This window comes from Pseudoxanthomonas sp. z9, assembly GCF_006542425.1.
Classification (GTDB): domain Bacteria; phylum Pseudomonadota; class Gammaproteobacteria; order Xanthomonadales; family Xanthomonadaceae; genus Pseudoxanthomonas_A.
In genome coordinates, this window is the sequence record NZ_VFID01000014.1 from 216,484 (window position 1) to 229,049 (window position 12,566).

The 12,566-nt window shown below is 67.0% G+C and carries 11 protein-coding genes; 7 read left to right on the plus strand and 4 right to left on the minus strand.

Translation table 11 applies throughout. The annotated features are described in order from the left end of the window. Nucleotides 1-24: 24 nt before the first annotated feature. Complete coding sequence (locus tag FG323_RS17140; protein ID WP_141455924.1) at nt 25-1,056, minus strand: aldo/keto reductase; 1,032 nt, start codon at nt 1,054-1,056, stop codon at nt 25-27. Nucleotides 1,057-1,101: 45 nt separating this feature from the next. Beyond that, nucleotides 1,102-2,298, minus strand: a complete 1,197-nt coding sequence (locus FG323_RS17145) for an MFS transporter (protein ID WP_141456024.1) — start codon at nt 2,296-2,298, stop codon at nt 1,102-1,104. A gap of 126 nt (nt 2,299-2,424) precedes the next feature. On the opposite strand from FG323_RS17145, the gene FG323_RS17150 reads away from it, so the two are divergent. After that, on the plus strand, nt 2,425-3,354 hold the full coding sequence (locus FG323_RS17150) for a LysR family transcriptional regulator (protein WP_141455925.1): 930 nt from the start codon (nt 2,425-2,427) through the stop codon (nt 3,352-3,354). Nucleotides 3,355-3,387: 33 nt separating this feature from the next. Here FG323_RS17150 and FG323_RS17155 read toward each other — a convergent pair whose 3' ends face one another. Further along, the gene (locus FG323_RS17155; RefSeq protein ID WP_255470219.1) at nt 3,388-4,197 is read right to left on the minus strand and encodes a class III extradiol ring-cleavage dioxygenase; all 810 of its coding nucleotides are present in this window, start codon (nt 4,195-4,197) and stop codon (nt 3,388-3,390) included. Nucleotides 4,198-4,325: 128 nt separating this feature from the next. On the opposite strand from FG323_RS17155, the gene FG323_RS17160 reads away from it, so the two are divergent. The 4 genes from FG323_RS17160 to FG323_RS17175 all read left to right on the plus strand — a co-directional run bounded on the left by FG323_RS17160 (nt 4,326) and on the right by FG323_RS17175 (nt 8,597). Next, nucleotides 4,326-5,777: a bifunctional 2-methylcitrate dehydratase/aconitate hydratase gene (locus tag FG323_RS17160; RefSeq protein ID WP_141455926.1), complete on the plus strand. Its 1,452-nt coding sequence runs from the start codon at nt 4,326-4,328 to the stop codon at nt 5,775-5,777. Nucleotides 5,778-5,978: 201 nt separating this feature from the next. After that, nucleotides 5,979-7,070, plus strand: a complete 1,092-nt coding sequence (locus FG323_RS17165) for an OmpA family protein (RefSeq protein WP_141455927.1) — start codon at nt 5,979-5,981, stop codon at nt 7,068-7,070. A 214-nt stretch (nt 7,071-7,284) separates the two neighbouring features. After that, nucleotides 7,285-7,785, plus strand: coding sequence for a hypothetical protein (locus tag FG323_RS17170; RefSeq protein WP_141455928.1), 501 nt, complete (start codon nt 7,285-7,287; stop codon nt 7,783-7,785). Nucleotides 7,786-7,808: 23 nt separating this feature from the next. Further along, nucleotides 7,809-8,597: a pseudouridine synthase gene (locus FG323_RS17175; protein WP_141455929.1), complete on the plus strand. Its 789-nt coding sequence runs from the start codon at nt 7,809-7,811 to the stop codon at nt 8,595-8,597. A gap of 74 nt (nt 8,598-8,671) precedes the next feature. Here the strand turns inward: FG323_RS17175 and kbl are convergent, their stop codons facing one another. Beyond that, the gene (kbl, locus tag FG323_RS17180; RefSeq protein ID WP_141455930.1) at nt 8,672-9,871 is read right to left on the minus strand and encodes a glycine C-acetyltransferase; all 1,200 of its coding nucleotides are present in this window, start codon (nt 9,869-9,871) and stop codon (nt 8,672-8,674) included. Between the two features lie 168 nt (nt 9,872-10,039). On the opposite strand from kbl, the gene FG323_RS17185 reads away from it, so the two are divergent. Together FG323_RS17185 and FG323_RS17190 are read left to right on the plus strand one after the other, a co-directional pair. Next, nucleotides 10,040-11,500, plus strand: coding sequence for a porin (locus tag FG323_RS17185; RefSeq protein ID WP_141455931.1), 1,461 nt, complete (start codon nt 10,040-10,042; stop codon nt 11,498-11,500). A 13-nt stretch (nt 11,501-11,513) separates the two neighbouring features. After that, a complete protein-coding gene (locus FG323_RS17190; protein ID WP_141455932.1) occupies nt 11,514-12,533 on the plus strand; it encodes a sulfate ABC transporter substrate-binding protein in 1,020 nt (339 codons plus the stop codon). Nucleotides 12,534-12,566 lie beyond the last annotated feature (33 nt).

Genomic DNA, 12,566 nt, shown 5'->3' on the forward strand with positions numbered 1-12,566 from the left:
TGCAACGAAGGGGCAGGTGGGTGGTCAGACGGGAAGCGGGCTGCGTTCGGAGAATTGCCCGCGCCAGTAGGGATAGTACGGATACGGCGTTTCGGTCGCGCTCACGGCATCCAGGCGGGCGATCTGCTCCGGCGTGAGCTGCCAGCCCACCGCCCCGAGGTTCTGCTTCAGCTGCTCTTCGTTGCGCGCGCCGATCAGCACGGTCGACACGGTGGGACGCTGCAGCAGCCAATTGATGGCGATCTGCGGGACCGCCTTGCCGGTTTCGGCGGCGATTTCATCGAGCACATCGACGATGCGGTACAGGCGTTCGGGATCCACCGCCGGACCGATCGCGGCGGTGTCGTGCAGGCGGCTGGTTTCCGGCAGCGGTTGGCCGCGGCGGATCTTGCCGGTCAGCCGGCCCCAGCCCAGCGGACTCCAGACCACCGCGCCAACGCCCTGGTCGATACCCAGCGGCATCAGCTCCCATTCGTAGTCGCGGCCGATCAGCGAGTAGTAGGTCTGGTTGGCGACGTAGCGGCTCCAGCCGTGGCGCTCGGCGATGCCCAGCGATTTCATCAGCTGCCAGCCGGAGAAGTTGGAGACGCCGAGATAACGCACCTTGCCGGCACGGACCAGGTCATCGAGGGTGGAGAGGGTCTCCTCGATCGGCGTCATCGCATCGAAGGCATGCAGTTGCAGCAGATCCAGGTAGTCGGTATCCAGCCGCTTCAGCGAAGCGTCCACCGCCTTGAGCAGGCGCAGCCGCGAGGTGCCGGCGTCGTTGGCGCCGTCGCCCAGCCGCAGCCCGGTCTTGCTGGACAGGATCACCTGGTCGCGGCGGCCGCGCAGCGCTTCGCCGAGGATGGATTCGGACGCGCCGTCGGAATAGACATCGGCGGTGTCGAAGAAATTGATGCCGGCCTCGATGGCCAGATCGATCATCCGGCGCGCCTCGACGACATCGGTATTGCCCCAGGCGCTGAACAGCGGACCCTTGCCGCCGAAGGTGCCGGCGCCGAAACCGAGCGCGGAGACTTTGAGGCCGGAGCGGCCGAGAAAACGGGTTTCCATGGAATGTCCTAGAAAGGAGAAGGGAAGAGAGAGAAAGGACCTACTTCAGGCGCACTCGCCGGCGCGCAGTGCGGCCGGAGTGGCGGCGTCGCGAAGCTGGCGTCGCTCCAGCGCGATGCTCCATAGCGCCACCACGAAGGCCGACAGCGGCACCAGCGCGCCAATCCAGGTCAGCGCGGACAGGCCGGCGCCGTGGGCGATGACCAGGCCGCCCAGCCAGGCGCCCATCGCATTGCCCAGGTTGAAGGCGCCGATGTTCAGGCTGGACGCCAGGCTTTGCGCGGCGCCGGCCTTCTGCAACACCCACAGTTGCAGCGGCGAGACCGTGGCGAACGCGGCGGCGCCGAGCAGGCCGGTGAACAGCACCATCGCCCAGCGGCTGTGCAGCGCGAAACTCATCAGCCCCATCACCAGCGCCAGCGCGATCAACGTGCCGAGCAACGCCGGTTGCAGGCGGCGATCGGCGAAGCGGCCGCCCAGCAGGTTGCCGACAATCATGCCCACGCCGAACACCAGCAGGATGGGGGACACCGCCGCATCGGCGAAGCCGGTGATCTGGGTGAGCAGCGGCTGGATGTAGGTGTACACGGTGAACATGCCGCCAAAGCCCAGCACCGTCATCAGCAGGCCCAGCAGCACCTGCGGCTGCGCGATCGACTTCAATTCCTCGCGGAAGGCGATCGGCGCGGCGTCGCCGCGATCGGAGGGCACCAGCGTGGCGATTACCACGGTGGCGATCACGCCGATCGCGGTCACCGCCCAGAACGTCGCGCGCCAGCCGAACTGCAGGCCCAGCCAGGCGCCGGCGGGCACGCCGAGCAGGGTCGCCACGGTCAGGCCGGTGAACATGATCGAGATCGCCGACGCCTTGCGATCCTCGGCCACCAGGCCGGTGGCGACCACCGCGCCGACGCCGAAGAACGTCCCGTGCGCCAGCGAGGTGATTACCCGCGCGATCATCAGCGTGGTGTAGTCCGGCGCGATCGCGCAGGCCAGGTTGCCGAGCGTGAAGATGACCATCAGCGCCACCAGCACCGCCTTGCGCGGCATCCGGCTGGTGGCTGCGGTCAGCAGCGGCGCCCCGGCGAACACGCCCAGCGCGTAGCCGGAGATCAGCAGGCCGGCGGCGGCGATGGAGACATGCAGGTCGGTGGCGACCTGCATCAGCAGGCCCATGATGACGAATTCGGTGGTGCCGATGCCGAACGCCCCGGCGGTCAGGGCGTACAGCGCGATCGGCATGCGGGAGCGGGGGGCGGCAGCGGTCACGGGGAAGGGTCCGGTGGAGAAGGTGCGCACTTTGGACCTTCCACAGATTGCGAAAAAGCGCGAATATGTCGAATCACTATCAATGAATATTTGATAATCATGGACCGTGTCGGCGACCTGACCCTGTTCCTGCGCGTGCTGGACCTGGGGTCCATCACTGCGGCGGCGCACAGCCTGGACCTGTCGGTGGCGGTCGCCAGCCAGCGGCTGAAGCGGCTGGAGCGCGAACTGGGCGTGCGCCTGCTGCACCGGACCACCCGTCGCCTGCACCCCACCCCGGAAGGCGCGGCGCTGGCCCAGCAGGGCCGGGCGCTGGTGGAGGATCTGGAGTCGCTGGGCGCCGGCCTGCGCGAAGCCGCCACCGAGGTAGCCGGCACCCTGCGGGTGACCCTGTCGGCAACCTTCGGCCGGCAGTACGTCTCGCCGCTGCTGCCCGCGTTCCTGGCCGGGCATCCGAAACTGCGGATGGCGGTGCACCTGAGCGATCAGGTGGTGGACCTGGTGAGCGAGGGCTTCGACCTGGCGATCCGCATCGGCGCGCTCGAGGACTCGGGACTGGTCGCGCGCCGCATCGCGCCCAACCGGCGGCTGCTGTGCGCCTCGCCGGACTACCTGCGGCGACGCGGTCGCCCGTTGCATCCGGAGCAACTGGCCCGGCACGAATGCCTGCTGCTGGTCGGCAGCCAGGGCCGGCAGGATCTCTGGCGGTTGCAGGACCCGCAGGGCAAGGAGGTCGCGGTGCGGGTGAACGGACGCTACGAAAGCAATTTCGGCGAATTGCTGCGCGACGCCGCGGTCGCGGGCGAGGGCATCGCCGTGCATTCCCTCTGGCACGTGGCCGACGACCTGCGCGCCGGCCGGCTGGAAGTCGTGTTGCCGATGTACCCGCCGGCCACCACCGCGATCAGCGCGGTGATGCCGCAGCGGCGGCTGGTGCCGCCGCGGGTGCGCGCGTTCATCGACCTGCTGGCCGCGCGATTCGGCGAGAACCCGCCGTGGGAGCAGGGACTTCCTGCGCTGGCAGGGTGAGCGGAAGGCTCGCGCGCATCGTCCGGCTGCGGCTCAGGTCCAGGTATCGAAGGCAAAGGCGTCCAGCGCCAGGCCCGCCATCTCCACGTCGCGATGCAGCAGCCTGCCGTGCGCGCCGTCGCCACCCGCGCCGAGGGCGACATACAGCGGATAGAGGTGTTCCTGGGTCGGGTGGTTGCGCAATGCCTCGGGCAGCGCACGCCAGTCCAGCGCGCCGGCGGTGTCTCCGGCTTCCAGTTTCGCGCGCAGGGCATCGGTGAACGCGGCGACCCACGGGAACTCGGCGGCGTCGGGGTTGCGCCAGTCCAGCGCGCGCAGGTTGTGCGAGAACCCACCGGAGCCGACCACCAGCACGCCGTCGGCACGAAGCGGCGCGAGCGCGCGACCGACCCGATAGTGTTCCTCGGCGTCGCCATCCGGATTCACCGACAGCGCGACGACCGGAATGTCCGCCTGCGGATACATCCGTCGCAACGGCACCCAGACGCCATGATCGATGCCGTGCCGGTCGTCCTGGCGGGCTTCGATGCCGGCTTCGCGCAGCAATTCGAAGACCGTGCCGGCCAGCGACGGCGAGCCCTGCGCCGGATAGCGGATCTCGTACAGCGGCGCGGGAAAGCCGCCGAAGTCGTGGATGGTGCGGGGCGCGCCGGTGGCGGTGATGGTCGGAACCGCCGCCATGAAATGCGCCGACGCCACCACGATGGCGCGCGGGCGCGGCAGCAGGTCACCGAGTCGATCCAGGAACCGGCCGGTGGGCGAGTCCTCGACCGCCAGCATCGGTGAACCATGGGAAAGGAAGACGGCGGGGAGCGCGGCGGGAGTGTCCATGCCGTGCAGCATGTGCCTGCTCCGGGCCCGCGCCAATAGACGGCTGCAGACCGATGTGTTGCGGCGCCGGAACGCCCTGCGAAGCGGGCGCGGAATCGGGTTCTGGCAAGATGGCGATGCCCTCAATCCAAGGAGGCCCCATGAGCCAGGATGATCTGCGTTCGGCGCGTCGCCCGGATCCCGATCCGCCGATGGTCCAGGTGGCCGACTACGTCGTCGACCATCGCATCGACTCGGTCGAGGCCTACGACACCGCGCGCTGGGTGCTGCTGGATTCGCTGGCCTGCGCGATGCTGGCCACGGAGTTTCCCGAGTGTGCCCGCCATCTGGGCCCGGTGGTGCCGGGCGCGGAAATGGCCGGCGGGGTCCGGATACCGGGGACGGTCCATGAACTGGATCCCGTCCAGGCGGCATTCGCCATCGGCACCCAGATCCGCTGGCTGGATTTCAACGACACCTGGCTGGCCGCCGAGTGGGGGCATCCCTCCGACAACCTGGGCGCGCTGTTGGCGCTGGGGGACTACCTGAGCCGGCAGGCGCGCCGCGAAGGCCGCGCGCCGATGACGGTACGCGAACTGCTGGGCCATGCCATCAAGGCCCACGAGATCCAGGGCGGCTATGCGCTGCTCAACGCCTTCAACCGGGTCGGCCTGGACCACGTCATCCTGGTCCGGCTGGCCTCCACCGCGGTGGCGACCCACATGCTCGGCGGCACCCGCGCGCAGATCATCAACGCGATTTCCAACAGCTGGATCGACAATGGCGCCTTGCGCGCCTATCGCCACGCGCCCAACACCGGCCCGCGCAAGAGCTGGGCGGCGGGCGACGCCTGCCGCCGCGCGGTGACCCACGCCTTGAACGCGGTGAAAGGCGAAACCGGCTACCCCAGCGCACTGAGCGCTCCGGTCTGGGGCTTCTACGACGTGGCTTTCGGCGGCCAGCCCTTCCGCTTCGAACGGCCCTTCGGCAGCTACGTGATGGAGAACATCCTGTTCAAGATCAGCCATCCCGCCGAGTTCCACGCACAGACCGCGGTCGAATGCGCCCTGCGCCTGCATCCGCAGGTGGCGCCCCGCCTGGACCAGGTGGAGCGCGTGGTGATCGAGACCCAGCAGGCGGGCCAGCGCATCATCGACAAGACCGGCCCCCTGGCCAACTACGCTGACCGGGATCATTGCCTGCAGTACATGGTGGCGGTGCCATTGATTTTCGGGCAACTGGAAGCCGGGGATTACAGCGACGCCCGTGCCGCCGACCCGCGCATCGATTGGCTGCGCAAGTTGATGATTGTCAATGAGAATCCGGATTTCACCCGCGACTATCTGGATCCCGGCAAGCGCTTCATCGGCAACGCGGTGCAGGTATTTTTCAGCGACGGAAGCCGGACGGAGCGGATCGCGATCGATTACCCTGTCGGCCACCGGCGTCGGCGGCAGGAGGGCATGCCGCTGCTGATGGCCAAATGCGAGGCGGCCCTGAGGGGGCGCCTGCCGGAGGAGCAGGTCGACCGCCTGATGGCGCTGGCAAGGACCCCGGAACGCCTGGATGCGCTGGCCATGGACGAGTTGATGGCGTTGTGCCGGGCCGCATGAATTGCCGGCACGGACGAGACAATTTCCTTGGCCGGGTGGACTTGTTATGGTACCGTTAACGCTGTCTTCACTTCCTCCCGCATAATCTGTTCAGGATGGCGAGCGTGACGGCCGTCCGCACAACCATAAGAAAGCTGGAAAAAACGCGAGTTTAAGTACGTCGGTTTTTCTACAACTGCTGATTTAGACAAGGAGCTGCAAATGAACAAGAAACTGCTTTGTGCCGCGCTGCTGAGCGGTCTGAGCCTGGCGCAGGCTGCTTCCGCCCAGGAGTTCGACGACCGTTGGTACCTGACCGGTTCCGCCGGCATCAACGTCCAGGACAACGACCGCAACACCGACGACGCCCCGTTCGGTGCCATCGGTCTGGGCAAGTTCATCAGCCCGAACTGGTCGCTGGATGGCGAAATCAACTACCAGAACACCCAGTTCGAAAAGAACGTCAACCTGAACTGGAGCCAGTACGGCATCTCGCTGGATCTGCGCCGCCACTTCTGGCTGTCGGACCGCAACTGGCATCCGTACCTGCTGGCCGGCCTTGGCCTGCAGCGTTCGGAAGAAGAGTTCGACGCGTTCCCGAACGCGAACTCGCCGGGTGAGCGCAAGGACAACAACTTCGCCGCCAAGCTGGGTGGTGGTATCCAGGCCAAGCTGGGCCGCGTCGGCGTCCGCACCGAACTCGCCTACCGCATCGATTTCGACGACCAGGCCATCGGCCCGTCGTACGACGGTTCCATCGATGATGGCGACGACTTCGCTGACCTGCTGGCTTCGGTCGGCATCATCATCCCGCTGGGCCCGGAAGCCGCTCCGCCGGCTCCCCCGGCTCCGGCACCGGCTCCGAGCTGCGCCGACCTGGATGACGACGGCGACGGCGTCAACAACTGCGACGACAAGTGCCCCGGTTCGCAGGCTGGCCAGACCATCGGTCCGGACGGCTGCCCGGTCCCGGTTTCGATCGACCTGAAGGGCGTGAACTTCGACTTCGACAAGTCGGTGCTGCGTCCGGACGCGGTCGCCATCCTGGGCGAAGCCGTCGAAATCCTGAAGCGCTACCCCGACCTGAAGGTCGAAGTCGCCGGTCACACCGACTCCGTCGGTACCGACGCCTACAACCAGGGTCTGTCGGAGCGTCGCGCCAAGGCCGTGTACGAGTACCTGACCAGCAATGGTGTTGACGCTTCGCGTCTGATTGGCCCGAACGGTTACGGCGAGAGCCGTCCGATCGACACCAACGACACCAAGGAAGGCCGTGCGCGCAACCGTCGTACGGAACTGAACGTCCAGAACTAATCGGACGTCGCTTCCCGCAACACCCAAAGCCCGGCCTTGTGCCGGGCTTTGTTTTTGCATCGCCGGCAGCCCCGCCAGCGAGCTCTTCCGCCGCCTCATTCGTGCGCACAGCCACAGAAGCGTCAACCACTTGGCGGAAACAGGTGAGGCTTTTCTTGATATCGCGAACTCCGCTTCTTACACTGCGGATTCGTTCGATAGCCGGGATATCCGCATGCGCCATCTTCTCCTTGCCGGCCTGGCCGGCCTTGTCGCCATCCCCGCTGCGAACGCCGCCCAGAACTGCAGTGGCAGCCTGGTCCAGCCCCCGCTGCCGGTGCGTGCCACGGTGCTGGAACCGGTGGCGTCCGAATTCACGCCCACGGTGTCGCAACTGGGCGCGCCCAGCGGCGTGCTGACCCAGGCGCTGGATGAAGCGCTGTCGGTGGATCGCGTTCTGATGCGTCTGCGCATCGAGGGTTGCCAGAACGTGGCCAAGGCCATGCCCGCGCTGCCCGCGGCGGCCAACGCGAACGACCCCTCGGCCTACAAGCCGAAGACCCAGTACGACAACACGCCGTGGCGCTTCGACATGAACCAGAACGGCAAGCGGATGACCGCCGAGGAATTCGACGCCTGGATGAAGGCACGCGGCGTGCGCGTGGCCAAGGGTGCCGGCGCCGCCGCTCCCGCGCCAGCGGCACCGGCCGCACCCGCGCCCGAAGCCAAGAAGTAATCCCCACCTGCGCAGCGGCGGCCATGGCCCGGCATGACCATGGCGCCCGCGCGCGTCCACGCAATGCAGCGAACGGGCCGGTTGCCGGCGGTCGCGCCACGCAGCCGCGCCATGGGTTGGCGCGCGTCCTTTCCAAGCTCGGCATCTGTTCCCGCAGTGAAGCCACCCGCTGGGTCCTGGCCGGGCGCGTCGCCGTCGACGGTCGGATTGCGCGGGATCCCGAATTCCCGATCCTCCAGGACAGGCACCGCCTCAGCGTCGATGGCGTGCCCGTCGGTGCCGGCGAGCGTTTCTATCTCATGCTCAACAAGCCACGGGGGCTGCTGACCACCGCCAGCGACGAGCAGGGACGCGATACCGTTTACCGCTGCTTCGATGGCGCGGGACTGCCCTGGATCGCCCCGGTCGGGCGGCTGGACAAGGCCAGCGAAGGCCTGCTGTTGTTCTCCAACGATCCCCAATGGGCTGCCGCCATTACCGATCCCGCGCACGGGCTCGACAAGACCTACCACGTCCAGATCAATCGCATTCCGGGCGATGCACTGCTGGAGAACCTTCGGAGCGGCGTCGTCGCGGGCGATGAAGTCCTGCGGGCCAAATCGGCGGTGCTGCTGCGCGCCGGTGAAAAGAACGCGTGGCTGGAAATTCAACTGGATGAAGGCCGCAACCGGCAGATCCGGCGCCTGCTGGAAGCGTTCGACATCCAGGTATTGCGTTTGCTCAGGGTCGCGATCGGCCCGTTGGCGCTTGGCGATCTGGCGAAGGGGGCATGGCGCCCCCTCACCACCGACGAAGTCGCAGCCCTTTCGTAGAGCGGAGCTTGTGCTCCGCTGTCATCAGGAAGGTTTCGGCCCAGCATGGTCCGCTGTTCCTGGCGGCGGCCGCCTCAGTCCTTCAGCACCCCGAGCTCCCGCCCGATGCGGGTGAACGCCTCGATTGCGCGATCCAGGTGCTCGCGGGTATGCGCCGCGCTCATCTGGGTGCGGATGCGGGCCTGGCCCTTGCCGACCACCGGGAAGAAGAAGCCGATGGCGTAGATGCCTTCTTCCAGCAGGCGCGCGGCGAAGCGTTGTGCCAGCGGCGCGTCGTACAGCATCACCGGACAGATCGGATGCACACCCGGCTTGATGTCGAAGCCCGCGGCGCCCATGCGCTCACGGAAATAGCGGGTGTTTTCCTGCAACTGCTCGCGCAGGTCACCGGCCGAGGACAGCATCTCGAAGGCCTTGATGCCGGCCGCGACCACGTGCGGCGGCAGCGAGTTGGAGAACAGGTAGGGGCGTGAGCGCTGGCGCAACAGCTCGATCACTTCCTTCTTCGCGGTGGTGAATCCGCCCAGCGCACCGCCCATCGCCTTGCCGAGGGTGCCGGTGAAGATGTCGATGCGGTCCAGGACGCCCTTCACCTCGGCCGAACCACGGCCAGTGGTGCCGAGGAAACCGGTGGCGTGGCATTCGTCGATGTGCACCAGTGCGTTGTACTTCTTCGCCAGCGCGGTGATCTCGTCGAGCGGGGCGATGAAGCCGTCCATCGAGAACACGCCGTCGGTGGTGATCAGTTTGGTCCGGCAGCCGGCGGCATCGGCGGCCTGCAACTGCGCCTCCAGATCGGCCATGTCGCAGTTGGCGTAGCGGAAGCGCTTGGCCTTGCACAGGCGCACCCCATCGATGATCGAGGCGTGGTTGAGCGCGTCGGAAATGATGGCGTCGTTCTCGTCCAGCAGCGGTTCGAACAGGCCTCCATTGGCATCAAAACAGGCCGCGTAAAGGATGGTGTCCTCGGTGCCGAAGAAATCGGCGATGGTCTTTTCCAGTTGCTTGTGCAGATCCTGGGTGCCGCAGATGAAGCGCACCGAGGCCATGCCGAAGCCATGGCTGTCGAGCGCCTGCTTGGCGGCGGCGATCACGTCGGGATGATCGGCCAGGCCGAGGTAATTGTTGGCGCAGAAATTCAGCACCGTGCGTCCATCGGCCAGAGTGATCTCGGCCGATTGCGGACTGGTGATGATGCGCTCGGACTTGAACAGGCCCTGCGCCTGCAGGTTCTCCAGCTCGGCGGCGTAGCGGGCGGTCAGCGATTCGGACATGGACGGCTCGGGGACGGAGGAAGCCGCCATTTTACCGGTCTCCGCCGCGTCCCTGCCGGTGTCATGCCTATGCGGCATAAGAACCGGTCCGCAAGTCATTTCCCGGGCGCGTTGTGCATCCGCAGCATCAACGGTTCCGGTCGAAAGACCACACACGGAAACCTTGCGATGCGCGGACACGGGCAGGCGGTGCGGACGGACAGGCGGCTCACGCGGTTGACGGCCGCGCTGCTGTGTTCGCTGGCGCTGCCGGCGGTCGCGCAGCAGCACACACCCACGGTGGAGGAACTGCAGCAACGCCTGGAGGCGCTGGAGCGCCGGCTGGGCAGTACCACCGCGGAAGCCGGCGTGGGCGAGGTGGGGCTGGCGGATCTGGACCAGCGCCTGCGGGTGCTGGAGCGGCGCCTGGAACTGCAACAGGAAGAACAGGTGGCCAAGACCAAGGAGGCGCCGGTCATCGCGGTCAACGACAAGGGCGCCTCGTTCAAGTCCGCCGGCGGCGACTACGAGATCCGGCTGCGCGGGCTGATCCAGGGCGATGGGCGGTTCTTCCTCGATGATCACGCGCCGACGCAGAACGACACCTTCCTGCTGCGCACCGCGCGGCCGACGATCGAAGGCTCGCTGGGCAGGCTGGTCGGGTTCCGGCTGACGCCGGAGTTCGCGGGCGACAACGCGAGCATCGTCGATGCCTACGTGGACCTTCGCTTCAACCCCGCCTACACCCTGCGGGTCGGCAAGTTCACCTCGCCGGTGGGCCTGGAACGGCTGCAATCGTCTTCTGCGCTTTCGGCGGTGGAACGTTCGCTCCCCAGCGAACTGGCGCCCAACCGCGACATTGGCGTACAGCTCCAGGGCGAAGTCGCCGAGGGCCGCTTCAGCTATGCGCTGGGCGTGTTCAACGGGACAGTCGATGGCCGCGACGCGGTCACCAGCAATCCGGACAACGAGTTCGAGTACGCAGGCCGGGTGTTCTTCGAGCCGTTCCGCAACGATGCCAGCGCATTGTCCGGGCTGGGTTTCGGGTTGGGCGCGAGCATCGGTGACAAGCGCGGCGCCGGCAACAACTTCCTGCCGCGCTATCGCACGGCGGGGCAGGCGCAGTTCTTCGCCTACCGTTCGGTCGTGAATGCGGACGGCGAGCACTTCCGGCTGTCGCCTCAGGCCTATTACTACCTGGGTCGCTTCGGTCTGCTGGGCGAATACATCCAGTCGCGCCAGGAGGTCGTGGTCGCCAGCGGGGTGAACGCGGGACGCCGCGACAAGCTGGAGAACACCGCCTGGCAGGCGACCGCGCAGTGGGTGCTGACCGGGGAGGACGCCAGCTACCGCGGGGTGGTCAAACCATCGCGTCCGTTCCGTCCGGGCGAGGAGGGCTGGGGCGCGTTCGAACTGGTTGCCCGTTACGGCGCCCTCGACATCGATGACGATGCGTTTCCGCTGTTCGCCGATGCTGCCACGTCGGCGCGGCAGGCGCGCAACTGGACGCTGGGCCTGAACTGGTACCTGACCAGCAATCTCAAGCTCGTCTTCAACTACCTGGACACCACTTTCAAGGGCGGCACCGCCAATGCCGCCGACCGCGAGGACGAGAAGGCAATCTTCTCTCGCCTACAGGTCGCCTTCTGATCAGGAGATTCCCATGAGCCACCATTCCCTGCGACGCCACCTGCGCACCCTGTTGATCGCCTTCGGCCTGACCGTGGCCGCCGTGGCCGGCGCGCGCGACGTGAAACTGCTGAACGTTTCCTACGATCCCACCCGCGAGTTCTATCGCGAGTTCAATGCCGCCTTTGCCAAGGAGTGGCAGCAGAAGAAAGGCCAGAAGGTCGAAATCGAGACCTCGCACGGCGGCTCCGGCAAGCAGGCGCGCGCGGTCATCGACGGGCTGGAAGCCGACGTGGTGACGCTGGCGCTGGCCTACGACGTGGATTCCATCGCCCAGCGTGCGCGCCTGTTTCCGGCCAACTGGCAATCGCGTTTGCCGGAGAACAGCGCGCCTTACACGTCCACCATCGTGTTCCTGGTGCGCAAGGGCAATCCGAAGAAAATCAAGGACTGGGTGGATCTGGTGAAGCCGGGCACCTCGGTGATCACGCCGAACCCGAAGACGTCGGGCGGCGCGCGCTGGAACTACCTCGCGGCCTGGGCCTATGGCCTGAAGATCTTCAAGGGCGACGAAGCCAAGACCCGCAATTTCGTGCGCGCACTGTTCCGCAACGTGCCGGTGCTGGACACCGGCGCGCGCGGCGCCACCACCACCTTTGTCCAGCGCGGCATCGGCGATGTGCTGCTGGCGTGGGAGAACGAAGCCTTCCTGTCGATCGAGGAACTGGGTCCGGACAAGTTCGACATCGTGGTGCCGTCGCTGTCTATCCTGGCCGAGCCGCCGGTGGCGCTGGTCGACAAAAATGTCGACAAGCACGGTACCCGCGAGGCCGCGCAGGCCTACCTGCAGTTCCTGTACTCGCCGACCGGGCAGCGATTGGCGGCCAAGCACTACTACCGGCCCCGCTATCCGCAGTACGCGGCGCCGGCCGACGTGGCGCGGTTCCCGAAGCTGGAACTGGTGACCATCGACAAGGTGTTCGGTTCGTGGGCCAAGGCCCAGGCCACCCACTTCGCCGATGGCGGGGTATTCGATCAGATCCAGGCGAAGTGAGCATGCAGCGGGAGTGCCAGCCGCGCGGAGACG

Bases quoted from the DNA above. Each gene is read 5' to 3' on its own strand.
- FG323_RS17160 (WP_141455926.1), top strand. From the start codon at position 4,326: ATGAGCCAGGATGATCTGCGTTCGGCGCGTCGCCCGGATCCCGATCCG.
- FG323_RS17155 (WP_255470219.1), bottom strand. From the start codon at position 4,197: ATGCTGCACGGCATGGACACTCCCGCCGCGCTCCCCGCCGTCTTCCTT.
- FG323_RS17150 (WP_141455925.1), top strand. From the start codon at position 2,425: ATGGACCGTGTCGGCGACCTGACCCTGTTCCTGCGCGTGCTGGACCTG.
- FG323_RS17175 (WP_141455929.1), top strand. From the start codon at position 7,809: ATGGCCCGGCATGACCATGGCGCCCGCGCGCGTCCACGCAATGCAGCG.
- kbl (WP_141455930.1), bottom strand. From the start codon at position 9,871: ATGTCCGAATCGCTGACCGCCCGCTACGCCGCCGAGCTGGAGAACCTG.
- FG323_RS17190 (WP_141455932.1), top strand. From the start codon at position 11,514: ATGAGCCACCATTCCCTGCGACGCCACCTGCGCACCCTGTTGATCGCC.
- FG323_RS17165 (WP_141455927.1), top strand. From the start codon at position 5,979: ATGAACAAGAAACTGCTTTGTGCCGCGCTGCTGAGCGGTCTGAGCCTG.
- FG323_RS17140 (WP_141455924.1), bottom strand. From the start codon at position 1,056: ATGGAAACCCGTTTTCTCGGCCGCTCCGGCCTCAAAGTCTCCGCGCTC.
- FG323_RS17145 (WP_141456024.1), bottom strand. From the start codon at position 2,298: ATGCCGATCGCGCTGTACGCCCTGACCGCCGGGGCGTTCGGCATCGGC.
- FG323_RS17170 (WP_141455928.1), top strand. From the start codon at position 7,285: ATGCGCCATCTTCTCCTTGCCGGCCTGGCCGGCCTTGTCGCCATCCCC.
- FG323_RS17185 (WP_141455931.1), top strand. From the start codon at position 10,040: ATGCGCGGACACGGGCAGGCGGTGCGGACGGACAGGCGGCTCACGCGG.